The organism is Ruegeria sp. BA2 (genome assembly GCF_056539605.1).
Genome location: NZ_JBQFVE010000004.1, coordinates 25,507 through 50,234 on the forward strand (window position 1 = coordinate 25,507; position 24,728 = coordinate 50,234).

At 56.9% G+C, this 24,728-nt stretch carries 25 protein-coding genes; 16 read left to right on the forward strand and 9 right to left on the reverse strand.

Annotation, left to right across the window (positions count from 1 at the left end; genetic code table 11):
* Positions 1-19 precede the first annotated feature (19 nt).
* The 6 genes from ACR0NN_RS10090 to ACR0NN_RS10115 form a co-directional block, all read right to left on the reverse strand.
* A complete protein-coding gene (locus ACR0NN_RS10090) occupies positions 20-1,042 on the reverse strand; it encodes an endonuclease/exonuclease/phosphatase family protein (protein WP_170725376.1) in 1,023 nt (340 codons plus the stop codon).
* Positions 1,039-1,869 carry a hypothetical protein gene (locus ACR0NN_RS10095; RefSeq protein WP_480684583.1) on the reverse strand — a complete coding sequence of 277 codons (831 nt, stop codon included), beginning with the start codon at positions 1,867-1,869 and terminating at the stop codon, positions 1,039-1,041. Before ACR0NN_RS10095 ends, ACR0NN_RS10090 begins: the two co-directional genes overlap by 4 nt.
* Positions 1,870-2,200: 331 nt before the next feature.
* Positions 2,201-2,806, reverse strand: coding sequence for a 3-isopropylmalate dehydratase small subunit (gene leuD, locus ACR0NN_RS10100; protein ID WP_170725374.1), 606 nt, complete (start codon positions 2,804-2,806; stop codon positions 2,201-2,203).
* 42 nt (positions 2,807-2,848) lie between these two features.
* On the reverse strand, positions 2,849-3,403 hold the full coding sequence (locus tag ACR0NN_RS10105) for a DUF308 domain-containing protein (protein ID WP_170725373.1): 555 nt from the start codon (positions 3,401-3,403) through the stop codon (positions 2,849-2,851).
* A gap of 38 nt (positions 3,404-3,441) precedes the next feature.
* A complete protein-coding gene (leuC, locus tag ACR0NN_RS10110; protein ID WP_170725372.1) occupies positions 3,442-4,845 on the reverse strand; it encodes a 3-isopropylmalate dehydratase large subunit in 1,404 nt (467 codons plus the stop codon).
* Between the two features lie 44 nt (positions 4,846-4,889).
* On the reverse strand, positions 4,890-4,997 hold the full coding sequence (locus ACR0NN_RS10115) for an isopropylmalate isomerase (RefSeq protein WP_170725371.1): 108 nt from the start codon (positions 4,995-4,997) through the stop codon (positions 4,890-4,892).
* A 91-nt stretch (positions 4,998-5,088) separates the two neighbouring features.
* On the opposite strand from ACR0NN_RS10115, the gene ACR0NN_RS10120 reads away from it, so the two are divergent.
* The 4 genes from ACR0NN_RS10120 to ACR0NN_RS10135 all read left to right on the forward strand — a co-directional run bounded on the left by ACR0NN_RS10120 (position 5,089) and on the right by ACR0NN_RS10135 (position 7,967).
* Positions 5,089-6,441 carry a mechanosensitive ion channel family protein gene (locus tag ACR0NN_RS10120; protein WP_480684586.1) on the forward strand — a complete coding sequence of 451 codons (1,353 nt, stop codon included), beginning with the start codon at positions 5,089-5,091 and terminating at the stop codon, positions 6,439-6,441.
* Between the two features lie 164 nt (positions 6,442-6,605).
* Positions 6,606-6,965 (forward strand): ribosome silencing factor, encoded by a 360-nt coding sequence (gene rsfS, locus ACR0NN_RS10125; RefSeq protein ID WP_039541351.1) that lies wholly within the window; start codon positions 6,606-6,608, stop codon positions 6,963-6,965.
* 44 nt (positions 6,966-7,009) lie between these two features.
* On the forward strand, positions 7,010-7,480 hold the full coding sequence (gene rlmH / locus ACR0NN_RS10130) for a 23S rRNA (pseudouridine(1915)-N(3))-methyltransferase RlmH (protein ID WP_170725369.1): 471 nt from the start codon (positions 7,010-7,012) through the stop codon (positions 7,478-7,480).
* A gap of 1 nt (position 7,481) precedes the next feature.
* Positions 7,482-7,967, forward strand: a complete 486-nt coding sequence (locus tag ACR0NN_RS10135; RefSeq protein WP_170725368.1) for an NAD(P)H-dependent oxidoreductase — start codon at positions 7,482-7,484, stop codon at positions 7,965-7,967.
* Between the two features lie 3 nt (positions 7,968-7,970).
* Here the strand turns inward: ACR0NN_RS10135 and ACR0NN_RS10140 are convergent, their stop codons facing one another.
* Both ACR0NN_RS10140 and ACR0NN_RS10145 read right to left on the reverse strand, forming a co-directional pair.
* A complete protein-coding gene (locus ACR0NN_RS10140; protein WP_170725367.1) occupies positions 7,971-8,318 on the reverse strand; it encodes a hypothetical protein in 348 nt (115 codons plus the stop codon).
* Positions 8,319-8,353: 35 nt separating this feature from the next.
* Positions 8,354-9,064 (reverse strand): DUF599 domain-containing protein, encoded by a 711-nt coding sequence (locus ACR0NN_RS10145; RefSeq protein WP_170725366.1) that lies wholly within the window; start codon positions 9,062-9,064, stop codon positions 8,354-8,356.
* An 80-nt stretch (positions 9,065-9,144) separates the two neighbouring features.
* Between ACR0NN_RS10145 and ACR0NN_RS10150 the strand changes: the two genes are divergently transcribed.
* From ACR0NN_RS10150 to ACR0NN_RS10180, 7 genes are all read left to right on the forward strand, one after another.
* On the forward strand, positions 9,145-10,584 hold the full coding sequence (locus ACR0NN_RS10150; protein ID WP_170725365.1) for an FAD-linked oxidase C-terminal domain-containing protein: 1,440 nt from the start codon (positions 9,145-9,147) through the stop codon (positions 10,582-10,584).
* 47 nt (positions 10,585-10,631) lie between these two features.
* Complete coding sequence (locus ACR0NN_RS10155) at positions 10,632-11,726, forward strand: FAD-binding protein (protein WP_170725364.1); 1,095 nt, start codon at positions 10,632-10,634, stop codon at positions 11,724-11,726.
* A 3-nt stretch (positions 11,727-11,729) separates the two neighbouring features.
* Positions 11,730-13,043, forward strand: coding sequence for a glycolate oxidase subunit GlcF (gene glcF, locus ACR0NN_RS10160; protein ID WP_170725363.1), 1,314 nt, complete (start codon positions 11,730-11,732; stop codon positions 13,041-13,043).
* A 117-nt stretch (positions 13,044-13,160) separates the two neighbouring features.
* Complete coding sequence (locus ACR0NN_RS10165; RefSeq protein WP_170725362.1) at positions 13,161-13,946, forward strand: trypsin-like serine protease; 786 nt, start codon at positions 13,161-13,163, stop codon at positions 13,944-13,946.
* Positions 13,943-14,761 carry a trypsin-like serine protease gene (locus tag ACR0NN_RS10170; protein WP_170725361.1) on the forward strand — a complete coding sequence of 273 codons (819 nt, stop codon included), beginning with the start codon at positions 13,943-13,945 and terminating at the stop codon, positions 14,759-14,761. The genes ACR0NN_RS10165 and ACR0NN_RS10170 overlap by 4 nt, the downstream gene beginning before the upstream one ends.
* Before the next feature lie 122 nt (positions 14,762-14,883).
* On the forward strand, positions 14,884-15,351 hold the full coding sequence (locus ACR0NN_RS10175) for an Hsp20 family protein (protein WP_170685048.1): 468 nt from the start codon (positions 14,884-14,886) through the stop codon (positions 15,349-15,351).
* A gap of 216 nt (positions 15,352-15,567) precedes the next feature.
* Positions 15,568-15,999 carry a hypothetical protein gene (locus ACR0NN_RS10180; RefSeq protein WP_170725360.1) on the forward strand — a complete coding sequence of 144 codons (432 nt, stop codon included), beginning with the start codon at positions 15,568-15,570 and terminating at the stop codon, positions 15,997-15,999.
* Positions 16,000-16,070: 71 nt separating this feature from the next.
* Here ACR0NN_RS10180 and ACR0NN_RS10185 read toward each other — a convergent pair whose 3' ends face one another.
* A complete protein-coding gene (locus ACR0NN_RS10185; RefSeq protein WP_170725359.1) occupies positions 16,071-18,254 on the reverse strand; it encodes an esterase-like activity of phytase family protein in 2,184 nt (727 codons plus the stop codon).
* A gap of 270 nt (positions 18,255-18,524) precedes the next feature.
* On the opposite strand from ACR0NN_RS10185, the gene ACR0NN_RS10190 reads away from it, so the two are divergent.
* The 5 genes from ACR0NN_RS10190 (at position 18,525) to ACR0NN_RS10210 (ending at position 24,727) form a co-directional block, all read left to right on the forward strand.
* Entirely contained in the window at positions 18,525-19,604 is a 1,080-nt protein-coding gene (locus ACR0NN_RS10190) for a coiled-coil domain-containing protein (RefSeq protein WP_170725358.1), read from the forward strand.
* Between the two features lie 317 nt (positions 19,605-19,921).
* The gene (locus ACR0NN_RS10195; protein WP_170725357.1) at positions 19,922-21,046 is read left to right on the forward strand and encodes a hypothetical protein; all 1,125 of its coding nucleotides are present in this window, start codon (positions 19,922-19,924) and stop codon (positions 21,044-21,046) included.
* Between the two features lie 56 nt (positions 21,047-21,102).
* Positions 21,103-23,049 (forward strand): ATP-binding protein, encoded by a 1,947-nt coding sequence (locus ACR0NN_RS10200; protein WP_170725356.1) that lies wholly within the window; start codon positions 21,103-21,105, stop codon positions 23,047-23,049.
* Positions 23,046-23,393, forward strand: coding sequence for a hypothetical protein (locus tag ACR0NN_RS10205; protein ID WP_170725355.1), 348 nt, complete (start codon positions 23,046-23,048; stop codon positions 23,391-23,393). The genes ACR0NN_RS10200 and ACR0NN_RS10205 overlap by 4 nt, the downstream gene beginning before the upstream one ends.
* Positions 23,390-24,727 (forward strand): DUF6638 family protein, encoded by a 1,338-nt coding sequence (locus tag ACR0NN_RS10210; protein ID WP_170725354.1) that lies wholly within the window; start codon positions 23,390-23,392, stop codon positions 24,725-24,727. The genes ACR0NN_RS10205 and ACR0NN_RS10210 overlap by 4 nt, the downstream gene beginning before the upstream one ends.
* Position 24,728: the final 1 nt, after the last annotated feature.

The following is a 24,728-nucleotide window of genomic DNA, read 5'->3' on the forward strand; positions in this document are numbered from 1 at the left end:
TCGCCGATCAGTCTCAGTTCTATCTGTCGAGTAGATCGACCCAAACAAGCCGGTGGCGGCTTGCGCTTGCAGCCACTTCGCGCTCAGCGGTATCAGGCCAATAAATGCCTGCGTTTTGCACTTGCCAATCGGATGACGGCAATACGTAATCCACTCTCATCTCACCAACGCCTTTCCAGAACACGGTTGTGGTGGACCCGGTTGGATCAACAGGTAGGGGATCCTGGATTAGAGGGTCGGACAGAAGGCCTGTGATTGCGGCCTTGCGACCCTCTCCCCTGTTTGGGTCCAGATTGGCGTCGCCTGCAATGATGAAGCGACCAGTGGGTTTGGAACCCAAGTCGCCGTTCAGCAAAAGTGACCAGAGCCGAATTTCATCCTTGTTGCGCAGCCCATTCCGGTCTTCCGTCCCATCAAAGACTGGGGGGCTGGCGTGGAAGGTCATCAGATCTAGACGACCACCTGGGGCCTCAATAGGAACGACCCAATGCGCTGTTGAAGACAGTCTTTGGATGGACTGCGCCTGATCAGAGGGGAATGGCATTCCATCGACAACCGGTAACTGAGACCCGGGCAGATCGCGCCATAGCAGTTCTGTATAGGAAAGGACCTCATCTTTCACGATGGGATAGCGAGACAGCACCGCCAAACCGTTCTGACCTGTAAACCGGCCCCAGCCTTGTGCATCACCCGGGCCTCCGGTCTCACCATCTCCATCCAAATCCAATGTGGTTTCGAACCCAGAATTGGGTTGTTCGGTGAAGCTGTAGGCGTAGACCACCCCCACGTCTTTCATCGCATCTGACAGAGCCGTCAGGGTATGCCCATCGGAATCCCAATCGATTCCTTGTAGGGCAACAATATCAGGGCGTGTTGCCCGCAGCACCTCAATCACCGCGACAACTTGCGAATCTTCGCGCCCGATGTCACGCAACAACAGCCCGGGGCCATCGCGGCTGAGCTCGGTGTTATAGCTTGCAACACGCAGAGTCTCTGCCTGCGCCGCAAACGGCAGCAACAGCAGGGCCAAGGCGCGGATCATGCGACTTGAGTGGACTCGGACGTTGAGTAGGCGCGACGCTTTTCGACGATCAGGCTGGCAATGCGCAGTGTCGCCATGCCGCGCATGATCATACTGGCAGGCAGGAAGGCCCACGCGCAAAGCGTCCAGATCATTGTCTGCGGATTGCTGAGCGCAATCGGGGTGATAAATGCCGCTGTCAGCTTGATCAGAGCGGGAATCAGGAAAGGCAACAATGCCCCAATCGCAATGTTCAAACGCCCGTCGCGTTGCAGGCGCGTGACGACATCGCCGCCTTTGGTCGGATCAAACAGGGGTAGATTTGTCCAAACATTGAAGGCCCCGTTGCCCGTTGGCCATCCTCGAAACTTCACCGTATAGGCGAAGCTGGCGATCGTAACGAGCGCAGCAATGTATGCAGTGCTGGCTGATACGCGTACCAATTCCACAAGGGATTGGCTGGCATCGGCAGGCAGCATTAAAACCACGAGGCGAACAGGGGAATAGGGGAAATCCACCACATTCGCGATCTTCAGGCCAACTGAATAAGCCAGGCCCGTCAGTTCCGAGGGGGCATAGGCGTTTTTGCAGATCAATGTCAGAAAAGTGATCATCGACATCAGGCCAACAAAGCGCAGCCGGTTCACAGGGGGCGCGTCACGAAATTCAATAAAGCTGGGAAAGGCCGAGTTGTATTCTGAGAAGGTTAGGATGAACGCAAGGATCGCCAGAAAGACGACAATCTCAGTCCCATTTGACGTCGATGAAGGCAGGTACAACGCAGGTGTTAGCACCATAAGTGCTACAAGCAATCCACGTATCGCCGCCCCCGTAGTGCGTGCAATCACAATCCGAACCCTTTTTCAAACCGGACTAGTCGATTCTGTGCCGACCTTTCGTCCAACTTGCTCTTACCGCTCGTTCGCCTTCGGCTACCTCTTAGAGGTCAACATGGCTGACAAGCGGTATTTCGCTCAAGTCGGAGTGCAGAAAACACGAGATTTCGGGCAAAATGATGGCGCAACTGGTGCGGGATTGCATCATTTAGGACGCAAATCCGACGTGTATCTCAAAATGATACCTAGATGTAGTGGTTTAGTAATTCTCAACCCCAAGAACGCGAACGGGGCCGCCTCGGCGACCCCGTCAGGTTGAGTATCAACAGATTCGCCCCCAGAATCATACCCAGGGGCGGGCCTGACTGGCGTGATCCTCGAATTTGTCGATGTGATGGTCTTTTTCCATTGTCAGTCCGATATCGTCCAGACCGTTCAGCAAGCAGTGCTTGCGGTGCGGGTCGATATCAAAGCTGATCTCGACACCGTCCGATGTCGTGATCGTCTGATCTTCCAGATGTACAGTCATGCGGGCGTTCTCACCCTTATGCGCGTCATCCATCAGAATCGCATGATGCTCTTCTTCGACTACGATGGGCAGGATGCCGTTTTTGAAGCAGTTGTTGAAAAAGATGTCTGCGAAGCTGGTCGAGATCACGACCTTGATGCCGAAATCCTTGATCGCCCAAGGCGCATGTTCGCGCGACGAGCCGCAGCCGAAGTTGTCGCCAGCCACCAGAATCTCGGTCTGACGATAGGCGGGTTTGTTCAGAACGAATTCCTCGTTCTCGCCGCCATGGTCGTGATAACGCATCTCATCAAACAGAACGACGCCAAGGCCGGACCGCTTGATGGTTTTCAGGTGCACCTTGGGGATGATCATATCGGTGTCGATATTAATCAGCGGCATTGGGGCGGCCACCCCGTGGACTTTTTCGAACTTTTCCATGTCTACACTCCTGCGAGAGAGGGCCGCGCCCGTTTCCCGCGTTTAAGCTTCTTTCGCTTCTGTTGTTTCGTCCTTGGGTGCGTTCTTGACGAAGAACGCCATGAAGACCAATCCGAACCCGTTGAACAGCATCTCAACGCCAAGGAAGATCCCCAGAATGCTCAGCAGCGCCTGAGGTTCCTGCCCGACATAGCTCCAAATGATGCCTGCCAGGATGATCGACAAGATGCCCGAGATCATCGTGGGCCAGAAAAACTGTGTTCCTTTCATCTGGAACGACAGGATGATCCGCGCGATGCCACCTGCCATGAACAGGATCAGCACAACAGTCGCAAGTGTCAGTGTGCCCTGCAGCGGATGGCCCAGAAAAGACCAGCCCAGAAACACCATGACCGCACCCATAATGAGTGACAGAATCTTGTTGCCGGTGCCTTCAACCGTGAAGCCACCAACGATCTGCAATCCGCCCGCGATCAACAGCAACACGCCGGTCACTACCGTCACGGCAACGGATGCCACGACCGGAGCGCCCAGTACGAACACCCCGAATGCTATGGACAAAAGTCCCAGCAGCAGCCATTTGACCCAATCACTCATGTTAGTCTCTCCATCAAATATCTATATATGAGAGACTCTTACATCAATTCACGCACGTCTGTCAGCCGTCCTGTGATTGCCGCTGCGGCAGCCATCGCCGGGCTTAGCAGGTGGGTGCGTCCGCCCCGACCCTGTCGACCTTCGAAGTTGCGGTTCGAGGTCGCGGCACATCGCTCGCCCGGCTGCAGTTGATCCGGGTTCATCGCCAGACACATTGAGCATCCTGCCAGGCGCCATTCGAACCCGGCATCCTTAAAGATCTCGGCCAGACCTTCTTCTTCGGCCTGAGCGCGAACAAGGCCTGAGCCGGGCACGACCATGGCGCGCATGCCGTCCTTGATCTTCTTGCCCTTCAGGATTTCCGCCGCAGCACGCAGGTCTTCGATCCGGCCGTTGGTGCAGGACCCGATAAAGACGGTGTCGATTTCCACATCGCTCAGCTTTTGACCGGCTTCCAGACCCATGTACTCGATCGAGCGGCGGGCCGCATCGACCTTGCCGCCTTCAAAATCCTCGGGATGCGGCACGGATGCAGTGATCGGCAGAACGTCCTCGGGGCTGGTGCCCCAGGTCACGACCGGAGCGATATCTTCGCCGCGCAGGGTCACGACCTTGTCAAAATGTGCGCCTTCGTCGGTGTAAAGCGTCTTCCACCAGTCCATCGCGGCTTCCCACTGGGCACCTTTCGGCGCATGGGGCCGGCCTTTGACATACTCGAACGTGGTCTCATCCGGTGCGATCAAACCAGCGCGCGCGCCACCTTCGATCGCCATGTTGCAGACGGTCATGCGGCCTTCCATCGAAAGTTCCCGGATCGCTTCGCCGCAATATTCGATGACATAGCCTGTGCCACCAGCAGTACCGGTCTCGCCGATAACGGCCAGAGTGATGTCCTTGGCGGTCACGCCCGGCTGCAAATTGCCGGTGATCTCCACCTTCATGTTTTTGGATTTCTTCTGGATCAGGGTCTGCGTGGCCAGAACGTGCTCAACCTCAGACGTGCCTATACCATGCGCCAGCGCACCAAACGCGCCGTGGGTGGCGGTGTGGCTGTCGCCGCAAACAACGGTCATGCCAGGGAGGGTCCAGCCCTGTTCGGGGCCGACGATGTGCACGATGCCCTGACGCACGTCATGCACAGGATAGTAGTGAATGCCGAAATCCTTGGCATTCTTGTCCAGCGCTTCGACCTGAATACGGCTCTCCGGGTTCTCGATCCCGTTTACACGGTCAGGCGTCGTCGGCACGTTGTGGTCCGGAACGGCGATGGTCTTTTCCGGTGCGCGCACCTTGCGACCCGCCATACGCAGGCCTTCGAACGCTTGCGGGCTGGTGACTTCGTGCACCAGATGGCGGTCGATATAAAGCAGGCAGGTGCCATCATCGGCTTCATGCGCGACATGGGCATCCCAGATTTTGTCATAGAGTGTTTTGGGGGACATCGGTCCTCTCCCCGTATGTAATGAGAAATAGCTGGCGAGGTGGCTTAGGCCGCGGATAGGCAGGCCAGAACCGTGCGGGCGGCCCCAAAGAACCGTTCACGCAAGCGTGCGCGGTCTTCCAGATTCTGTTCTTGGGCCACATTGAGTCTCATGCGCCTCAGATATATCGGGGTTTGCTGTCAATCAAGGTGCAATCCGGCTGCGGGCTTGCATCCCTTCACGTGGATGGCCAAGCTGGCAGGCATGAACCAGGATCTGCTACCGGAAACGCTGTCCGAGCTTTATGCCAACATGACGGCAGCCTTTTCAGCACAGTTTGCGACCCTGATCGAGCTGATCGTCACACCCGGATGGCGCCAATATCAGTTGGTGATCATCCTGTTTTTGTGGGCGCTGGCGTTTCTGCTGAAGCTTTTGACGCAAAAGCGATGGGATGCATGGGCCCGTGCCCGCACCGGTTGGCCGAAATGGCGATTGCGCATTCTAATTCAGTTCATGCGGCGTCTAACACTGGTTTACTTCGTCTTGCTGTCCTGGGGGCTCTATTGGGTCATGCAGCAGACAACATGGCCTTCGCGCAGCTATATCATCGGTGTTTTTGCAACGCTTGCGCTGGCCTGGCTGGCGATCGCGCTGGTCTCACGGTTGGTGCGCAACCGGACACTGCGGCAGATCTTCAAGTGGTCGATGTGGGTCTATGCAACGCTGATTGCGCTGGGATTGACGGATGACGTGGCCGAATTCCTTGACGGTGTGGCGATCTCGATCGGCGATCTGCATATCTCGGCCTTGGGGATCATCAAGGCTGTTCTGCTGATCGGCGTCCTGCTGACACTTGCACGGATCGGGACCCGCGCGGCCGAGCGCGGATTGAAGGGCAATGATGACATCACACCTTCGATGCAGGTGCTGCTGGCCAAGGGCATTCAGGTGCTGCTTTATGGTGCGGTGTTCATGGCCGCGATCCGGACGCTTGGCTTTGACCTGACGGGGATTGCGCTGTTGTCTGGTGCAATCGGTGTGGGGATCGGGTTCGGACTGCAGAAAGTGGTCTCGAATCTCATATCAGGCATCATCATCCTGATGGATCGGTCGATCAAACCGGGCGATGTGATCTCGCTGGGCGACACGTTCGGCTGGATCAATGCGCTGGGCGCGCGATATGTCTCGGTCGTTACCCGCGACGGGCGTGAATACCTGATCCCGAACGAGGATTTAATCACCAATCAGGTGGTGAACTGGTCACACTCGGATAAGTTCGTTCGGTTGGATCTGGAATTTGGAACCAGCTACAGTGACGACCCGCACAAGGTGCGCGCAACGGCGATCCGGTCAGTTAAGTTGGTCAAACGGGTGTTAAGCGGCGGCAAGCATGAACCGGTTTGTCACATCACCGGTTTTGGCGACAGCAGCGTAGACTATGTTCTGCGGTTCTGGATCAGTGATCCGACCAAGGGGCTGACCAATATCCGGGGCAATGTCTACCTTGCGTTATGGGACGCGTTTCAGGCCGAAGATATCTCGTTGCCCTTCCCGCAGCGCGAAGTGCGCCTGCTGCCCGACGACGCAGAGGCGCAACAGCTCGCCAAAGAGTGAGGGGATGTCACAGCGCAAACCAGCCCTTTCATTGAAATGTTGCAATCCCCTTGTTACCTTATTAGTACCCCGGCGCCGGGGTTTGGCGGCGCGCAGCAAAGGAGGACTATGTCCTGTCTCTACATACACAGGCGGGTTTGCCCGCCGATGATGGGGCCAGTGTAATGGCCCACTCTCAGTCAATCAGCGATAAGCTGCTTGAGCGTATCCTTTCCTCACTTTCTGATGACAAGGCCGAAGACGTCGTGCAGATCAACCTGCAAGGTAAGTCTTCTGTTGCGGATCACATGGTGATTGCCTCGGGCCGGTCGACTCGACAGGTTTCGGCCATGGCGGAAAAGCTGACGGATCGCATCAAGCAGGAATTCGGTTTCACCTCGAAGGTCGAAGGCAAAGATGCCGGCGACTGGGTGCTGATCGATACGGGCGACGTGGTCGTTCATATCTTCCGCCCCGAAGTGCGTGAGTTCTATCAGCTGGAAAAGATGTGGCTGCCTCAGGGCGGCAGCGCCTCGGCGAATTGAGGCGCCATCCCGGTCTGCATTAACAGGCCGGAGGCGAGAGAAATATGCGTATCAGCATAGTTGCGGTCGGGCGATTGCGTGCCGGACCGGAGAAGTCCCTGCTTGATGATTACCTGACCCGATTTGACCGGACCGGCCGAAGCTTGGGCCTTGGTCTGGCACGGGTGATCGAGGTCGAGGATAAGAAAAACGCTGGCATGGGGGCAGAAGCCGCGCTGTTGCGTAAGGCGCTGCCCAAAGGCGCTGTGATCTGCACGCTGGACGAGCGCGGGCGGGTCATGTCGTCTCCTGATTTTGCGAAAAAACTGGGTGGGTGGCGTGATGCAGGACGTCAGGATTTGGCGTTGATCATCGGTGGAGCGGACGGAATAGACCCTAATCTGCGGGCTGAGGCCGATTTTTCCATCTCATTCGGATCGATGGTCTGGCCTCATATGTTGGTCCGTGTGATGCTGGCCGAGCAACTGTATCGGGCCGCAACGATCCTGTCGGGCGGCCCTTATCACCGGGTCTGACATGGCGCAGCTTTTGATCGTTTATCATTCCCGTACGGGCGGCGCGCGCCAGATGGCCGAGGCTGCCGCCGCGGCCGCGCGCGATGAGGCTGATACAATTCTAAAAACCGCCGATCAGGCCGAACCTGAGGATATGTTGGCGGCTGACGGTTATATCTTTTGCGCGCCCGAAAATCTGGCGGCGATTTCTGGTCTGATGAAAGAATTTTTCGACCGCTGCTATTATCCGGTGCTTGGTCGAATCGAAGGGCGCCCCTACGCGCAGATGATATGCGCCGGATCAGATGGCGAAAATGCCGCGCGCCAGATGGCACGAATCGCAACGGGGTGGCGTCTGAAAGAGGTACAACCGCCACTGATCATCTGCACGCATGCGCAAACGCCCGCAGCTATCCTGGCCAAAAAGACCATACCACAGCAGCAACTTGAAACCTGCCGCGAGATCGGTGCTGCCCTGGCGGCCGGTCTCAGCCTTGGGGTGTTCTGAGCGTTAGTTCAGATCGACCACGGTCGTGTCTTCGCTCCAGCCCCCGACATTGTCGCGGGCCTGAATTTGCACCTGCGTGGTCCCGTCAGGGATAACTACACCGCCCAGTGACCGGGTAAAGGGCTGCTCATTGACATGAGGGTGATGCAGCACACGCATCCCCAATTCGTTACCCTGCATGTCCAGCACCCGCCAGCCATCGGCATAGTCATCCCATCCTGTATCAGGATGACGAATCGTGACGTCGAACCGCCAGGTATCTCCGCTTGAGCGCGCCGAGACCTGTTCGATCGTCGGAGGGTCGGCAAAAGCGGGGCTGGCCAGTAGGGTGCTGAGAATCAGATAGCGCATGGAGCTAAACTATGCGCTCGGGCGCTGCATTGCGATCACGACTCTGTGTTTGGTGGTGCTGTCATCATGACGGTTCGCGACTGCGAGGCAAATTCGCGCCGATAGAGTACGCCGAATGTGACTACAGAGCTCAGTATCAACGCTGCTGGCCCCAATATCCAGGCAATAGAAGCCAACGCAAAGTAGGTGGCCCGTAAGGCACGATTAAAACTGCGTGCCGCCGTGATGCAGATATCGGCTGCCTGAGCGGCACGGGCATAGGCCTGTGGATGATCGGGATCGTTTGGGACGGCGGCCATCAGGATGGCGCAGTATCCAAATAGGCGATGAGACCAAACAAATTTCAGAAACGCGTTCGACAGAAAAAGAAGAATAACTAGTATCTTGACTTCCCACACCATCGCTGGCGCGCGTCCAATCGCAAGATCTTCGGCAACACCGGCAAGGCGTTCAGTATTGCCAAGCAGCGCCAGACCGCCACCAATTGCAATCATGATTGTTGATGCAAAGAACGTACTGCCCTGACGCATGGCCGAGATCACTTGTGCATCAAAAACACGCGGCTGGCGGGTAACCATTTCGCGCATCCAGGCCTTGCGATAATCATCCATCATCAATGAGACAGACGGTTTCTGAGGGGACGGATTCTCGATCTTCCACCCAATCCCAAGCCAGGCGGCGAACAGCAGCAAAACAGCTGCATAGTCTAGTGGAGAAAACAGCAATGCGCGGTCGATCCAAGTCATAGCGCGACACTATTGTTGGATTCAGAAACTTGCCAGCCGATATAATTGGTAATATAATTTTACCAGATGGGAGATCAGCGATGGAAATGCCGATACCAAATCCGGATGTCTTGGCGCGTAAGCAAGCATTGGTCACGCGGCTACAGCAGGTGCTGCCAAAGGATGCTGTGATCCATGACGAGGCCGAGACCCGGGCCTATGAATGCGATGCGCTTACCGCCTATAAATGCCCACCGATGCTGGCAGTATTGCCTTCGACCACGCAACAGGTTTCCGATGTTTTGCGCATTTGCCATGAACTAGGTGTGCCGGTCGTGCCGCGCGGGGCGGGCACGTCATTGGCGGGTGGCGCGCTGCCGACTGCAGATTGTGTTATTCTCGGCGTTGCACGGATGAATGAAGTGCTGGAAGTCGATTACGACAATCGGTTCATCAAGGTGCAATCCGGCCGAACTAATTTGAGTGTGACCGGCGCCGTCGAAGAAGAGGATTTCTTTTACGCCCCCGACCCCTCGTCTCAGCTTGCCTGCGCCATTGCCGGGAATATCGCGATGAATTCGGGCGGGGCACATTGTCTTAAATACGGGGTGACGACCAACAATCTGATGGGAGTGACCATGGTCATGATGGATGGCAGCGTAGTTGAAATTGGCGGCGCTTATCTGGATTCAGGCGGATTAGATCTGTTGGGTGTTATCTGCGGGTCCGAAGGACAGCTGGGTATCGTAACCGAAGCGACGTTGCGCATCCTGCGCAAACCCGAAGGGGCGCGGCCCGTGCTGATGGGCTTTGACGACAATGAAGTGGCAGGCCAATGTGTCTCTGACATTATCAAATCGGGCATTTTACCCGTCGCGATCGAGTTTATGGACCGACTGTGCATCCGGGCTTGCGAGAATTTCGCCCATGCGGGCTATCCCGATTGTGAGGCATTGTTGATCGTCGAGGTTGAAGGATCGGACGCTGAAATCGACAGTCAGCTGACAAAGATCATCGAGATCGCCAAGCGACATAATCCGGTTGAGCTGCGCGAAAGCCAATCAGCTGACGAAAGCGCGCGTATCTGGCTGGGGCGGAAATCGGCCTTTGGCGCAATGGGTCAGATCAACGATTATATGTGCTTGGACGGGACGATCCCGGTCTCATCGCTGCCTTTCGTCCTGCGCCGGATTGGGGAGCTGAGCAAAGACTATGGTCTGCCCGTTGGCAATGTGTTCCACGCTGGTGACGGGAATATGCATCCCTTGATCCTGTTTGATGCCAATAAGCCTGGTGATCTTGAGAAATGTGAGGCGTTTGGCGCGGATATCTTGAAGCTTTGTGTCGATGCTGGGGGCTGCCTGACCGGTGAGCATGGCGTGGGCATCGAAAAGCGTGATCTGATGACCCACCAATATGCGCCTGAGGATCTCGAGGCACAGATGGCGGTGAAAGATGTGTTCGATCCGAACTGGCTGCTGAACCCGGCTAAGGTGTTCCCGCTTGAGACATCTGCCGCGCGCCGGATGGCGGCTGAGTAAGCGGGATCGACTCCTTACTCCTGAGTATTTTTGAAAAGATGAAGTATATGAAACCGAAAACTGAGGCTGAACTTGCAGAGATCGTCGCAGGGCTAAACGGCCCCGTGCGCGTCACCGGTGGCAGCACACGCGGTGTGGATGGGCCTGAGGCCGTACTGAACGTATCGGGTCTTAGTGGAATAACATTGTATGAGCCGGGCGCTTTGACCCTGGTCGCGCATGCCGGAACCTCTGTCGCCGAGATCGAGGCAGCGCTGGAAGCCGAGGGCCAGCAATTGGCGTTCGAGCCTATGGATCATCGCGGGTTACTGGGCACCTCAGGTGAGCCGACGATTGGCGGCGTTGTTGCGGCCAACATTTCGGGGCCGCGCAGAATTCAAGCTGGAGCGTGCAGAGATTTCCTGCTGGGCGTTCGCTATGTCGATGGGCTGGGGCAGGTGATCAAGAATGGCGGTCGGGTGATGAAAAATGTCACCGGATACGATCTGGTCAAGCTGATGGCCGGATCCTGGGGCACATTGGGCGTGTTGTCTGAGGTTTCGTTGAAAGTACTGCCCAAGCCTGAAACCGAGACCACTTTGGCGGTTAGGGCCCCCGATGCGGAAACCGCAGTTGGCCTTATGTCTGCTGCTCTGAAATCCCCCTTCGAAGTGAGCGGCGCGGCGTATGATCCGCAGGTTTCCCAGGTATTGCTGCGGATCGAGGGATTCGCCGACTCGGTTGCCTATCGGACAGGCCGATTGCGCGAAACCCTTGGGTGCGAATGCACCGAGTTGGAGGACTCAGAGACCTGTTGGGCCAATCTTCGCGATGTACGTGGATTTCAGAATCTGGAAGGCGATGTATGGCGTGTTTCGATGAAACCTGGCGATGCGCCGGGTATAGCTGAACGGATCCACGCGGATCGAACGCTCTTTGACTGGGGCGGTGGATTGATCTGGGCTCTGGTACCCAAGGGCACCGATCTGCGCGCGCGACTGGGTCACTTTGGCGGACATGCTACGCTGGTACGTGCAGAGGCTGAAACGTTCAGCGCATTGGGGCGTTTCCAGCCCGACATCAAGCAAGTACAGGCTCTAGCAAAGGCAATTCGTCAAAAATTTGACCCACGAAGCGTGTTCAATCCAGGGCTGATGGGGTAAGCGATGCAGACGAAATTTACCGAGAAACAGTTGCAGGACCCCGCGATTCAGCGGTCGAATGAGATACTCCGGAATTGTGTTCACTGCGGATTTTGCACTGCAACCTGCCCGACATATCAGGTGCTGGGCGATGAGTTGGATAGCCCCCGAGGGCGCATCTATTTGATCAAGGACATGTTGGAGAATGAACGTGTTCCGGACGAAAAGACCGTCAGGCACATCGACCGCTGCCTGTCTTGCCTTGCCTGTATGACCACATGCCCTTCGGGTGTGCATTATATGCATCTCGTGGATCACGCGCGGGAGTATATCGAAGACAAACATAAACGCCCGTTCTCGGACCGGGCGCTGCGTTGGATATTGGCCAAAATTCTACCTTATCCCATGCGCTTTCGATGGGCGTTAATTGGCGCAAAGCTGGGCCGTCCGTTTCGGTTTCTGATGCCGGATGCACGGCTGAAGGCGATGTTGGATATGGCGCCAAGGCATATTCCACCCGTCAGCCGCAACGATGACCCGCAGAGCTTCGCGCCGAAAGGGGCCAAGATTAAACGCGTGGCGCTAATGACGGGCTGTGCGCAAAAGGCGCTTAACACCGAAATCAACAACGCCACGATTCGACTGTTGACTCGATTGGGATGCGAGGTCGTTGTGGCCGAAGGGGCCGGTTGTTGTGGGGCATTGACCCATCACATGGGCAAAACCAACGAAAGCCATGCTTCTGCCGCGGAAAATATCCGGGCCTGGACGCGTGAAATGGATGGTGATGGCTTGGACGCAATCGTCATCAACACTTCGGGCTGCGGAACCACCGTCAAAGACTATGGGCATATGTTCCGCAACGAGCCGTTGGCTTCGGATGCCGAGCGGGTATCGGCCATAGCATTGGATATCAGCGAGCTGTTGGTGCAGTTGGATATGCCTTTCGCTGAGAAGAAAGAACTAGTCGTCGCCTACCACGCAGCCTGCTCGCTTCAGCACGGACAGAAGGTGACGGTACATCCCAAAAACCTGCTAAAAGCTGCGGGTTTTACTGTGTTAGAGCCTGCTGATAGCCATTTATGTTGCGGAAGCGCGGGCACCTACAATCTGATGCAGCCCGAGATTTCCGGTCAGCTAAAGCGGCGCAAGGTGCGCACGCTTGAGGCCAGAAATCCTCATGTGATCGCGGCGGGCAACATCGGGTGCATGATGCAGATCGGATCCGGAACCGATACTCCGGTTGTCCACACGGTCGAACTGTTGGACTGGGCTACGGGTGGTCCTGAGCCGCGCGCACTGCGCGCTGTTGCCAGCGGCATACCCCAATTGCGCTAGCAAATCGCGACATGCGTGCATCAGATTGATGAGAATATTGCGCAGATCCCATTTGCCCTATTTTCGCCCCACCCACAGCATACGAGTCTTGGTCAGACCCCATGACCGGAGACCTGTGTGCGCAACTGGATCACGGCTATTGTATTAGGCTTGTTCCCTTTGTCGGGCCAAGCGCAAGATACCGGGCTGAAACGCCTTGAGACCACCGATGCCGGGCGCGAGTGGATGGCGGTTGGTCGTCTGGATATCGACGGCACCGGGTTTTGCACCGGTTCACTGATCTCGCCCACGCTGGTTTTGACCGCGGCGCATTGTCTGTTCGACAAGGCCACGAAAGAGCGCATCAATCCGGCGCGGATCGAGTTTCTAGCCGGTTGGCGTCTGGGGCGGGCCTCGGCCTATCGTCCGGCGCGGCGCACGGTTGTTCATCCCGAATATGTGTACGGGGGCAATTCATCCGCCACGCGGGTACGCCACGATATTGCGCTGATCGAGCTCTGGCAGCCAATCCGCAATACATCTGTAATTCCGTTTGAAACCGGACGCCGCCCCGCCCGGGGCGAAGAGGTTGGCGTCGTCTCATATGCCCATGACCGCGCCGAAGCGCCATCACTTCAAGAGGTCTGCTCCGTCATCGGGCGGCAGGCCGGAATTCTGGTCATGTCCTGCAACGTCGATTTTGGGGCCTCGGGTGCACCGATCTTTTCGTTTGCGGGCGAACGGCCCCGCATTGTGTCGGTCGTCGCGGCAAAGGCTGAATTACAAGGCCAACGCGTCGCGCTGGGCACTGCCTTGGATGAATCATTGGAGTTGTTGCAGGCCGAGCTTTCGCAAGGTCGGGGCATGAATGCGTCATTGGACAACAACACCAAAAACCTCGGAGCTAAATTCATTAAACCATGACCAGACTATTTCTCAGCATTGTATTGCTATTTTCAATTCTTGCTACGGAATCGCAGGCCCAAACCAGCAACAAACGGCGCCTGACAGATCGCGATGATCTTTACGGATGGGAGGCGGTTGGGCGTCTGGACATTGGTAATCGGGGCTTTTGCACCGGTACATTGATCGCGCGGGATATCGTTCTTACAGCCGCGCATTGTGCTGTGAGCAAAGCCACCGGAAAGCCCTATGCCCCGGGCGAGGTCACATTCCGCGCCGGGCTGAGTGATGGTGAGGCTCTGGCCGAGCGCAAAGTTATCCAGATTGCGACTCATCCCGATTTTGTCGCCAACGCGCCTGTTTCGGCCCCGCGTGTTCGAATTGATGTGGCTCTAATGCGGCTAGAAGAGCCGATTCCTTATTCGATAGCGGATCCGTTCGCCCTTCACAGTGGTCGTATCAGTGACAGTGAGATCAGCGTTGCCTCGTATGGGCAGGGCAGGGCCGACGCGATCATGCGCCAGCGCTCTTGCCGCATTCTTCAGCGTGGGCAGGGTCTGATCAGCTTTGATTGCGACATCACTTTCGGGTCGTCGGGCTCTGCTATTCTGGCGAAAAAGGGCCCGCGTTGGCAAATCTTGTCAGTCGTGTCTGCTGGTGCGTCAGATGGGCGGCGCAAAATCGGGTATGGGATGGAGCTTGCGGATATCGTCTCGGATCTGAAAGCGATTTTGCGCCGTGACGCGCCCAGACCCACAGCGACGATCCGCAGATTGCAGCCCGGGTCGGCCAAGTCCAGTTCAGGGGCAAAGTTCCTAAGCGCCGGCGGGTCTTGAACCGGCTTCAATTACTTCCCATCTGAGTTTTACCGGATCGCCAAAGCTGGGGTCCGGATTGCAACACTGCCCGTCCATACCGGAGGGCAAATTCGTAAATCGCTCAATGATGAGGATATGACATGCGTACGTTTGATTTTGCACCACTTCACCGCGCAACCATCGGTTTCGACCAGATCGCAGACATGATGGACCGGGTGCTGACCAATGATGTGGCTCAGCCCAGCTATCCCCCGTACAACATCGAAAAGACCGATGCTGATACCTATCGCATCTCGGTTGCTGTTGCCGGGTTTTCCGAGGCCGACCTGACGGTTGAAGTGAAAGAGAATTCTCTTGTCGTCGCAGGCAAGAAAGCCGCCGAGGACAAAGACCGCAGCTATCTGCACCGTGGCATCGCCACCCGCGCGTTCGAACGCCGCTTTGCGCTGGCGGATCACGTTCGTGTCACCGGCGCGAGCCATGAAAACGGCATGCTGAACATTGATCTCAAGCGTGAAGTGCCCGAAGCGCTGAAACCGCGCCGGATCGAGATTTCTTCGGCCAATGCCATCGAAAAGGACGTGGTTGACGCCAAAGCCGTGAACTGAGGCTGTTAACCATTTTGCGATAATCTCCTCCTCTCTGGATTATCGCTTCACACGCCCCGCGTTCCTCCAGACGCGGGGCGAAGTGTTTTAGCGCCGCCCAAAGCAAGCACCTCCCACAAAAAATCTGGCAATGGGCGCAACGGTCACGTTAGTCTTTTTCGGGCAAAGGTCCTTGGAGGGCCTGTTCATCGATAGGCCAGAAGGAAACCGTGACCAATGTGCTCGAAACTTGTCTCTGCCGGACTCTTTTGTACTGTAATTGCTATTACTTCGGTAAACACCACGCCTGCGAAAGCAGACGATGCGGGCGCGCTGATTGCTGGCGTCGCGCTTGGTGTTCTGGGGGCCTCGATCGCGAAGCACCATCATCACCATGGCTCGCATTATCAAAAGCACCCCCACCTCTCGCCCGAGGAAAATGCGGTGGGTCTTTGTATGCACCGCACCCATACAGCGATGTCCAATCAGGGGTATTACGCCGTGGATTTCGAGCGCACGCTGTCTTACACGACCAATGCGGATGGTATTGACCTGATCGATCTTGAGGTCGCCCGCTCAAGCGATAGCACCGATGCGCGCAGCTATATCAAGGCGCATTGCGCGATACAGAACGATGAAGTGGTGAACTTCCGGTATTCGAATTACTGAGCTATCGTAGCACCAGACACAAAAAGCCCCACGCAGCACTTGCGCGGGGCCTCTTGTTGATGGGGTCGAGCTTAGTTTCCAGCTGTCACTGACCCGATGGACCAGAACATCGTCTCGCCCGAGGCGTCGTCGACGCCGTCATTGTCGGTCATTACAAATGCCTCGCCCGAGGGCAGAATGGCCAGGCATTCGATCTTGTCCAGAACGTAACCGCCAGTTGAGGTCAGGTCGGGCAGCAGGTCGCGGACCTCTTGCTTGCTGACCACGGGCAGCGCGCCGCCCAGCGGGGCAGGTACCATCTCAGACAGCGGAATGCGGTAGACCTTTTTGGTCACAGCGCGATGGTCATGCTGGTTGTCGCGTTCGATGACATAGACATGATCCCCGAAGGCCACGATTTCCGATAGTCCAACCCAGCCGGTTTCCGGATTCGCCTTGGGATAATGTACGGCACCCCATTTCTTGGTATCGAGATTGTAAGAAACCAGTTTCACGTGGTTCTCAGGGTCGTCCTTCCATTCGCGCTGCACGGCCATCCAAAGGGTGTCTCCAACCTTGGTGATACCTTCAAAGCCAAACCGCTTCTCAACTGCCATGAGTTCTGGCGGCAGGCCAATCTCACCCTTGCGGTCCTTGATCAGGCCATCGGCGCTGACGTGATAGATCGCGTGCGGGATAACGCGGTCGGTGCGGCCTTCGGAGGCGACGTAGAATCCGCCCTCACCGTCCAGCGTGATGCCTTCCAGATCCAGCTTTTGCGCCGGGTTGCCGTCCTGACGGTGGATGCGGATCACGTCCACGATGCGTGCGGGCTGCTGACTGGGGTCGATCTTGAAGATCGACGGCTGGAAGCCGTAGAAGCTGTCATTGACCGCATAGATCATGCCGTCCTCATCAGCGACCAGACCTGACAGAGCACCCCATCCGATCAGTTCATCCGCGCCTTCCGAGGTCAGATGTGGATAGCTGGCGGGGGCGTCCTGATATTCGAAGATGCTGACATGCGCACGTGGGCCACCATCTTCGATCAGGTCTTTTTCGTTGGCCGAGATCAGCAGGTTGCGCTCCGGGATCGCCACATAACCTTCCGGTCCAACCCCCGAAGGCAGCAGCTGTTTCAGCACTGGGTTCGCCGGATCGGTAGCGTCATAGACACCCACGACCGAGGCACGCTCGGCCCCTACAAAGATCATCGGTGTGCCGCCGAAAGTGGCTGCTGTCACGCTTTCCGGCTCTACGCCCTTGCTGTCGGACCGTTTGTCGGGATAGTGGCCGATCTGGATGATGGCTTTCTCGAATTCGGTGCCGTTCTCGTAAACAACGGTGCCGTCCTTGTGGAAGATGGTCCAGCCACGCGAGCCGCCTTCGTAGTCACCCTCGTTGGCAGTGGCGAAATGGTTGTCGTCAATCCATTTCACGGCATCAGGTTCGCGCAGGCGGCCTGGTTGGCTTTCGGTGAAGATCAGCGCGCCGCGTTCGTCGGTGGCGTCGATGCCTTCCAGATCCACGCTGCCGGCCGAGAAATGGCTGACCACTTTGCCATCTTTGTCGACAACCGCGATGTGGTTGTTCTCCTGCAAGGTTATGACGGTTTCGCCAAGGCTGTTGATGTCAACGAATTCCGGCTCGGGGTCGGTGGGTGCGACCTCTGCCAGACCAGTCAGCGAGGCCATTTTCATGCCCGCGCAATCCAGAGCACCGTCTTTCAGCGGCACCAGCGCCAGCGACCCGGCGGGCAGTTGAGGGATGATGCCGTCATTCAGGTCTTCGTCACGCTCGTTTTCGATCGCAACGGCAACAAACTTGCCATCAGGCGCGATTGCGACGCTGTCCGGCTGACCACCCAGATCACACGCACCGGTTTCGGCCTTGCCCGCGATGTCGACCGAGATCAACTTGCCCGACGGGGCAGTGTAGCTCTCGGATGTGTTCACACCCACAAAAGCTGTCGCACCAACTATCCCAACGGATGTCGGCTCACCGCCCACCTCCATCGCACCCAATGGCGCCGGGTTCGCGGGGTCGGTGATATCGACCATCCCGATCACACCCAGTGGGCTATCAGTGTAGACCAGCGTCATGCCATCGGCAGTGGCGGCAATGATCTCGGGCGAGGTTTCGCGGGTGGTATCCGCCCCTTCGGCCATGTTTTTCACAACGGGAAATGACGCAATTCGGTTAAAATTCATCTCTGCCGCAGCCTGACCGGCGGTCAGGGCAAGGGCAGAGGTTAGGCATGCAATGCGCAAAGACATCGGTTGCTATCCTCTCTCACTTGGACGCAAGTGGGATGAACCGGGTTTGTTGCGCGATGATAACAGTTTTACCTCAGTTTCATGACAAACCGAACCGCGGCGTTGCATCAGAGACGCGGCTTGTACCGTAAGCTCGCGCCTGAGTTGTCCTGTCTTTCAATTCATGATCGAATTTGCCAATCTTTGCGGGAATTTAGCATCCAAAGGGATGTAAACAGTCGTAACATTGCCTATATTATTGGGTACATAAGAAAAACAGGAATAGGACAGATGTCGAACCAGCAATTCGAAGCGCTCATTCAGGAAACCCAAGCCAAGGTCCGCGAAAGCCAATCGCAGATCGAAGGGCTGACCTCGCGGATCGAAGCAGCCCGTGCCAAGATCGGCACGGCCGAGGCCGATATCGACATCGAAAATGCCACGCTTGAAGACGTGCACGCCCATACCGAGGTGATGAACGCCAATATCGCTGAACTCATCATGGGGCTGGACGATGTCACAAACGCGTTTTCCAAAGATTTCGACGAGATGCGCTCGAAAACCGGGTGGGAGTCGTTTGTCGGCATCTTCGCCAAGGCCAAATCCGAGTCGATGCGGCAAGAGCGCATGCGTACCGCCAATATCGATGACAAGCTGCAGGACCTGATTGCCAAATCCGACGTGATCGTGAAGCTGCTGGAAGGGCAACTGTCAGTGCTGGAAGAACAGCGCGTGAAGGTCGAGGACAACCTGACCGTTACGCTGGATGACCGCGAGGCCACGGTGGCCGAGCTGGAAGCCTTGCGCGCTGAGATTCAGGGTATGGATCCGACCATCATCACGCTGGAAAACAAGATCAGCGTCGAACAGGATGCTGCCGCCCGCACCCAGTTAGAGACTGAATTGGCCGAATTGAACAAGCAATACAACGCCAAGGTTCAGGAAGAGCAGGTCAAACTGGCCAAGTCGCAGACGCTGGAGCGCTATATCGAAAAGGGCAAAACCTGGGTTGACTCACTGCAAAACCAGGCGGCGACGCAGATGGTGCTGATCAACAAGCTGCAGACAGACACGCAACAGCGCGTAGTGCTGTATGACGCCCTGACCAAATCGCTGAAAACAGCACAACAGCAGGACGTGGCCCACCGTATAAACGAGATCGGCGTACAAACCGACCAAGAAGCGCAAACCGCGATGGCCGCCATCGGCACCGCGACCAACCAGAAAATGGCCGACATGCTTGAGGCGCACGAAGACCACATGGTCTTCGCCCGCGACGTGCTGGAGAAAAAAGCCAAGGCGGACGAACGGTTTGCCCGCCGGTTTGCGTCGATTGTCGAGAAGCATGATAAGAATTTGTATGGTGGCTAAGTGCGTTTCGCTTACCAGCAATTAGTATTGATGGTCTTGAGCCTTGGTCCACTTATGGTTCCAGAGTTTTTGGAAAAGTTGGGTGTATTAGAACATAAGCCGATCTATCCCGAGACTATCCAGATACTGCTTTCGATGGCTTTTGGCGCTTGGCTCATTCGGTTTTTGTGCTGGCTGAGTTGGGGTAGCGAGAGGGGGCTTCGTTTTCAGCGCTTAGTTGGGATTAATCCCGAGGTTGTGCTGCATAGTATTGGCTCGCCGCTATATCGGTGGTGGTTTCACATCGACAAAAACGGGAAGGACTTGGACGCTCCAAGATGACCGATAGAAGCCCCACCCAAGACCATGTCGGCCTGACCGACACCTTCGCCTCGCGCCGATATTTCCGCAAATTCGAGGTGATTACTGTCCACCTCCTACGTGTGGCCGCGACGATGGAGGCAGAGGGGGCGATCAGCAAACAAGAGGTGCGGATCGTGTCGCGCTACCTCTCGGGGCTGCTCTACACCTTCCGCGCGCTCTCCATGAAGTACCTGCTGGTCGGGCGCGATACGGGGCGGTTCTTTGGCAGCCTCGCCATGGACAAGCGCGACAGCGGGTTTCCGGTGGCGGCCGAGCTGCTGACCATGGCTAATGACGCGCAGCAGGCGCAGGTGCATCTGGCGAACATGCCCTCGGAAGATGACCTGAAAACCGACATGGTGCGGACGATCATTGGCGATCAGGAAATCCCGACCAAGCTGCAATTTGCGCTGTCCCAAAGGCTCTATTACGAGGAATTGCTGAAAGGTCAGCTGTTCTGGGCCCGTAATGATCCCGAATGTCACTGGATCGGGAACGAGGGCGAGCGGCGCAAGTTCATGATCCACTGGGCGGTCTATGACAGCCAGATCAACCTGCCGGTCATCTACCTGATGCAGTTGGAGGACAGTGGCAAAACTGCCCTGCCCAAGGATCAACGCCGCTGGCCCGAGGTTCAGGCGCATCTGATGGCGCAGTCTTTGGGTGGGTTGAAACTGGTGACCATCGCGAAAGGCTTTGATCAGGATTTCGACGATCTACACCCCAAACACTTGCGCCGCATCCACGTCGGGCCGATGTATTCCTCGGCCTATACCGAGCAATCCGGCCCTCTGCGGCAGGTGCTGGAGGACGCGCAGTCTCCGCAAGGTGAGGATTGGGCGCTGGCCTGGACCACCGAGGAACTTGAAAGCGAGGAGGTGATCGAAGAGCGCGCAGGGTGGTTCTCGACCGTCGAGCGTGAGATCTTCGCGCTGGACCCGTTTGGTGGCCAGGGGGCTGAGACCGGGGCAACGCGCACACAAAGGTCGATCATCCTGCCTCAGCGACCGTTTCAAGTCTTGGCCGAACGAAACCCGCCGGGCTTTGCTGATGTGCGCAAGTTTGTGGTCAGCAAGGCCGGGCAGGTTTTGAGGTATTGAAGTTTTCGCCTTCGACGAGAGTATTTTTGAAAAGATGAAGCAAGGACGGTTTTGAGATGAGTTTGACGTCAGATCAGATGGAATTGCGTGAGGACGACATTCGCAAGCACTATCCCGCCGCGACCGCCTTGCTGAACGGGTTCGAACACGCTCCGCGAATTGCCAAAGCGGTTGATACGGCTGCTGAACGCTCTCCGGGGGTGTCTACTGGCCGGCGGTTCAGATCGACGACGCCAGGGTTGGTGACACGTCGAACAGTGCGCGCTGATGGAGTGCATCTGGTCGAAAGGATTGAGGCGTCGGATGATGGTGATACGCTGGTCTCGCCACCGCAGGCCACCGCACAGCAGGCTATTCGGCGCGCGATTTCTATCGCTTTGGCCGTGGCTGAGGCATATGCGGACCAAACCCCGCTGGCCGATCTGAAGCGTGCCAATTTGGCGGGGGATTTACCCGCCGCGCGCAAAACCGAGTTCTCGGAATTGCTGACGGCTGAGGCGCTGATCACGTCCCACACATTCGGCAATGCGCTGGCCTATCTGGTGTCCTCGCATCTTGGTGAAACGACCGTCGATCTTGGTGAAATCGAGGAAGTTCTGACCGACAATGGCCAGCTTGCCCTGCATGGCGCGCTGTGGGAGCTGGACCAGACCCTTGCCAAACACGCGCCCGATGATGCGCATCTAATCGCTGCGGCCAGCGCTTATGCTGAGCAGCTGATGGACAAGGTCGCACTGCGCGCGCAATCCGCTGGTCATCTGGCCCCGTTCCAGAACGCCGCCTGGCATATCGAGGCCGATGACCTGACGATCCGAGGGTTCGAGCCCGCGTCCAAAGCGAAATCCACCACCCTGACCATGACGTTCAAGAAGCCGAATGAGGTGGTGGGCAACCATATCGCCAAATATCAGGCCATGAAGCTGGCCAAGATGGTGATGGCCTATGACTTCGACCGCCGCCTAAATCCGTTTGCCGAGCTTGGCGGGTTTATCTTTACCTTTATGGGGGATGGCAAACCGGGTACCGGTAAGACCACCCTGATCCAGATGATGGCCGGGCTGATCAACGACTATTGCCAGAACGCGGGCTATCCGTTCCGCTATCAGAACCTAAGCACAGACAATATCGACAGCTATCAGGGTAAATCCGGCCAGAACGCCAAGGCATTCATAAATACGATCATCGACCCTTCGGTCATCGGGTTCGGCACCATAGACGACATCGACCAACTGGCGGGCAAACGCGGCGACCGGCAGTCGTCAGCCGGTCAACTGGAAATCACCGCCGTTCTAATGGAGAGCTTTGCGGGTGCCAACACCGTCGTGCGCGGCAACTGCACCTTTGGCATGTTCTCGAACTACCCTGAGAATGTGGACGACGCCCTGCGCCAGCGGGCCGGTGCGCGGTTCCTCGTGGACGGGCCGCAAACGCGCGAGGACTATATCGACATCCTGCACCTGCTGATGGGCCGCAACCACGACATCCCGCTGGGCGAACACGAAGCCTTTGCCGCGCAGGAGATCAAAAAGGCCGTCGCCGCCAGTTTCGAAAGCCACTCCCGCCCGCATGAGGACGCGCTGATGCAGGTCTATGATCGGGTTTCGGCTCAGATCGGTCAGATGGACACCATTGCCAAGCTGGGCACCTACCTCAAGGCGATCCAGGCCGCGGATGAGCGGTTCACTGGCCGCGCGATCAAGAACATCACCGACGCGGTCAAGGTCCGCGCGATGGATTTCGAACTGCCCGACGAATGGATGGAAAGTCCCGACCTGTTCCTGTTCCGCGACTACGACACCAAGAAAGCCATGATCGAGGATCTGCGCCAGCCCATCACGGTCGAGATGGTGATGCAAGAGATCAACCGCTACGCCGACAGCGAGTTCCGCTATGCCGACAAGAGCGACGAGGTCGCCATCGAGAACGCAGTCCGCGAGATGAGCCGGATGGAAGAGGCCAAGCGGCGGTATTTGGAGGGGAAAGATCAAGGAACAAACTCATGACAGTGTTCGTAATGGCAACATTTCCGTTGATGTTAATTCTCGGCATTGTGTCAGGCTGCCTTTCGACGAAGCTCCTGCTCAGCCTTGTGTTGCCCGTTGAACCAGGAGAGTACACGGCTCCGATAGTTTTGTTTTGGAGTTTCCTGAGCGTGGCCATTGGTGTTCTGGCCGGGATGTTGCCTTGGTATTTCGGCTTTAATTGGTTCTGGACAGAAGTGGACTTCCGATTTTTCACTGGAGCGTTTCCTTGGACAGAGAACGCTTGGATTGCAATGACGGCACCTATTTGGTTCGGAATTTTTTGGACCTTAAAGTTGCAACGAGTTAGCGGCGAGCGTGCATGATCCGCCTCATCGAAAAAGGCCTGATGTTTGGCAATCTCGTCCACATCTCCAGCCCGGCTCTGGTCGAGCGGTATAACCGCGCACTGCAGCATCTGGCGGGCAAGACTACGGCGTTAACGGATTTCCATGTCGATATTTCGGGCTATTCGCCGGAGGTGGGGATTGAGCTGGAGGATGAGCTCTACCTCAACCCCAACGGGGTTAACCGGCAGTTCATCCTGCTGACGACCGAGCAGAAACGCGCGCCTTTGCTGAACGTCAAATTCTCAACCTCGCGCGATATCCTGCGCGAATTTATAGAGGTGAACGAGGCGCAGCTGTTTGCCCTGACCGCCACCGATGCTGTGGCCGGAGAGCTTGTGAACTCGGTCATCAAACTCAACACTCCGCGCGACCTGTTGAACCTGAGCAAGATCGAGATCGAGGCCGACACCGCGGGCGGCACCCTGCGCAAGGCCCAGCAACTGGCGGGCATGGTCGAACAGTTCAAAACCGAAGAGGATGCTTGGTTCGACGAAGTTCTGATCGCCAAGATGATCGAAACGGCCAAGGAAACCGGCGATGTCACCCGCAACCCGGTTCGCCTGCGCCACACGGCCTTTGAGCAGCGTAATTTCTGGACTGCGCATTTCGGCGGGCTCTATTTGTTTCCCGATCTGGATCATCCGGCGGCGATCTGCATGGGCGCAAGGCCGGATGATCTGAAGATCAAATACACGTTTGATCCATCGCAGCGAAACCAGATTGCCAAGTTTCTCGATTATAACGATTTGGTCGAGCCGATTGTAAAAGCGCGTGGCGTGGATGCGGCCGCGATCCTGCAGCAGAAGATGGATTTCCTGACCATTGACGCCGCTGCCGATGCGGATGTTGATCTTACCGGGCTTGACCGCAGCGATATGCGCCGCCTCGCCCGCAGTCACTCGGACCGTCTGTCCGAGGCCTATCACGGCCTTGCGCAGCTCTTGCGCTGGGCGACGGATGGCGGGCCATGGCCTCGGATCACCTCGGACCACCCGGCCTATTTCTATACCTTGCGCGCCTCGGCTACGCCACATCGTGATCTGGTGAATATGCTACTGGCCGAGCTGGCTCCGCTGGACCCACGGCAGATGTTCATCTGCCACAAAGAGTTGTTTTATAGCACGTACAAGACCTGGCCCGAGGTCAAGAAAGCCTATGTTGCCGATTTCCTCGCGCGCGAGTATCAGGTGGACAAGGCCGGTGCGCGGGCGGCCCTGTTTGGTCATGAACCGGATATGAGCGGTCATGACCGGGTTACCGAGGATGTGATCGCGCGGGTCGGCCCCTGGGGCGCAATCAGGAGGGATTGAG

Bases quoted from the DNA above. Each gene is read 5' to 3' on its own strand.
- ACR0NN_RS10090 (WP_170725376.1), bottom strand. From the start codon at position 1,042: ATGATCCGCGCCTTGGCCCTGCTGTTGCTGCCGTTTGCGGCGCAGGCA.
- leuD (WP_170725374.1), bottom strand. From the start codon at position 2,806: ATGGAAAAGTTCGAAAAAGTCCACGGGGTGGCCGCCCCAATGCCGCTG.
- ACR0NN_RS10105 (WP_170725373.1), bottom strand. From the start codon at position 3,403: ATGAGTGATTGGGTCAAATGGCTGCTGCTGGGACTTTTGTCCATAGCA.
- leuC (WP_170725372.1), bottom strand. From the start codon at position 4,845: ATGTCCCCCAAAACACTCTATGACAAAATCTGGGATGCCCATGTCGCG.
- ACR0NN_RS10115 (WP_170725371.1), bottom strand. From the start codon at position 4,997: ATGAGACTCAATGTGGCCCAAGAACAGAATCTGGAAGACCGCGCACGC.
- ACR0NN_RS10120 (WP_480684586.1), top strand. From the start codon at position 5,089: ATGAACCAGGATCTGCTACCGGAAACGCTGTCCGAGCTTTATGCCAAC.
- rsfS (WP_039541351.1), top strand. From the start codon at position 6,606: ATGGCCCACTCTCAGTCAATCAGCGATAAGCTGCTTGAGCGTATCCTT.
- rlmH (WP_170725369.1), top strand. From the start codon at position 7,010: ATGCGTATCAGCATAGTTGCGGTCGGGCGATTGCGTGCCGGACCGGAG.
- ACR0NN_RS10135 (WP_170725368.1), top strand. From the start codon at position 7,482: ATGGCGCAGCTTTTGATCGTTTATCATTCCCGTACGGGCGGCGCGCGC.
- ACR0NN_RS10140 (WP_170725367.1), bottom strand. From the start codon at position 8,318: ATGCGCTATCTGATTCTCAGCACCCTACTGGCCAGCCCCGCTTTTGCC.
- ACR0NN_RS10145 (WP_170725366.1), bottom strand. From the start codon at position 9,064: ATGACTTGGATCGACCGCGCATTGCTGTTTTCTCCACTAGACTATGCA.
- ACR0NN_RS10150 (WP_170725365.1), top strand. From the start codon at position 9,145: ATGGAAATGCCGATACCAAATCCGGATGTCTTGGCGCGTAAGCAAGCA.
- ACR0NN_RS10155 (WP_170725364.1), top strand. From the start codon at position 10,632: ATGAAACCGAAAACTGAGGCTGAACTTGCAGAGATCGTCGCAGGGCTA.
- glcF (WP_170725363.1), top strand. From the start codon at position 11,730: ATGCAGACGAAATTTACCGAGAAACAGTTGCAGGACCCCGCGATTCAG.
- ACR0NN_RS10170 (WP_170725361.1), top strand. From the start codon at position 13,943: ATGACCAGACTATTTCTCAGCATTGTATTGCTATTTTCAATTCTTGCT.
- ACR0NN_RS10175 (WP_170685048.1), top strand. From the start codon at position 14,884: ATGCGTACGTTTGATTTTGCACCACTTCACCGCGCAACCATCGGTTTC.
- ACR0NN_RS10180 (WP_170725360.1), top strand. From the start codon at position 15,568: ATGTGCTCGAAACTTGTCTCTGCCGGACTCTTTTGTACTGTAATTGCT.
- ACR0NN_RS10185 (WP_170725359.1), bottom strand. From the start codon at position 18,254: ATGTCTTTGCGCATTGCATGCCTAACCTCTGCCCTTGCCCTGACCGCC.
- ACR0NN_RS10190 (WP_170725358.1), top strand. From the start codon at position 18,525: ATGTCGAACCAGCAATTCGAAGCGCTCATTCAGGAAACCCAAGCCAAG.
- ACR0NN_RS10195 (WP_170725357.1), top strand. From the start codon at position 19,922: ATGACCGATAGAAGCCCCACCCAAGACCATGTCGGCCTGACCGACACC.
- ACR0NN_RS10200 (WP_170725356.1), top strand. From the start codon at position 21,103: ATGAGTTTGACGTCAGATCAGATGGAATTGCGTGAGGACGACATTCGC.
- ACR0NN_RS10205 (WP_170725355.1), top strand. From the start codon at position 23,046: ATGACAGTGTTCGTAATGGCAACATTTCCGTTGATGTTAATTCTCGGC.
- ACR0NN_RS10210 (WP_170725354.1), top strand. From the start codon at position 23,390: ATGATCCGCCTCATCGAAAAAGGCCTGATGTTTGGCAATCTCGTCCAC.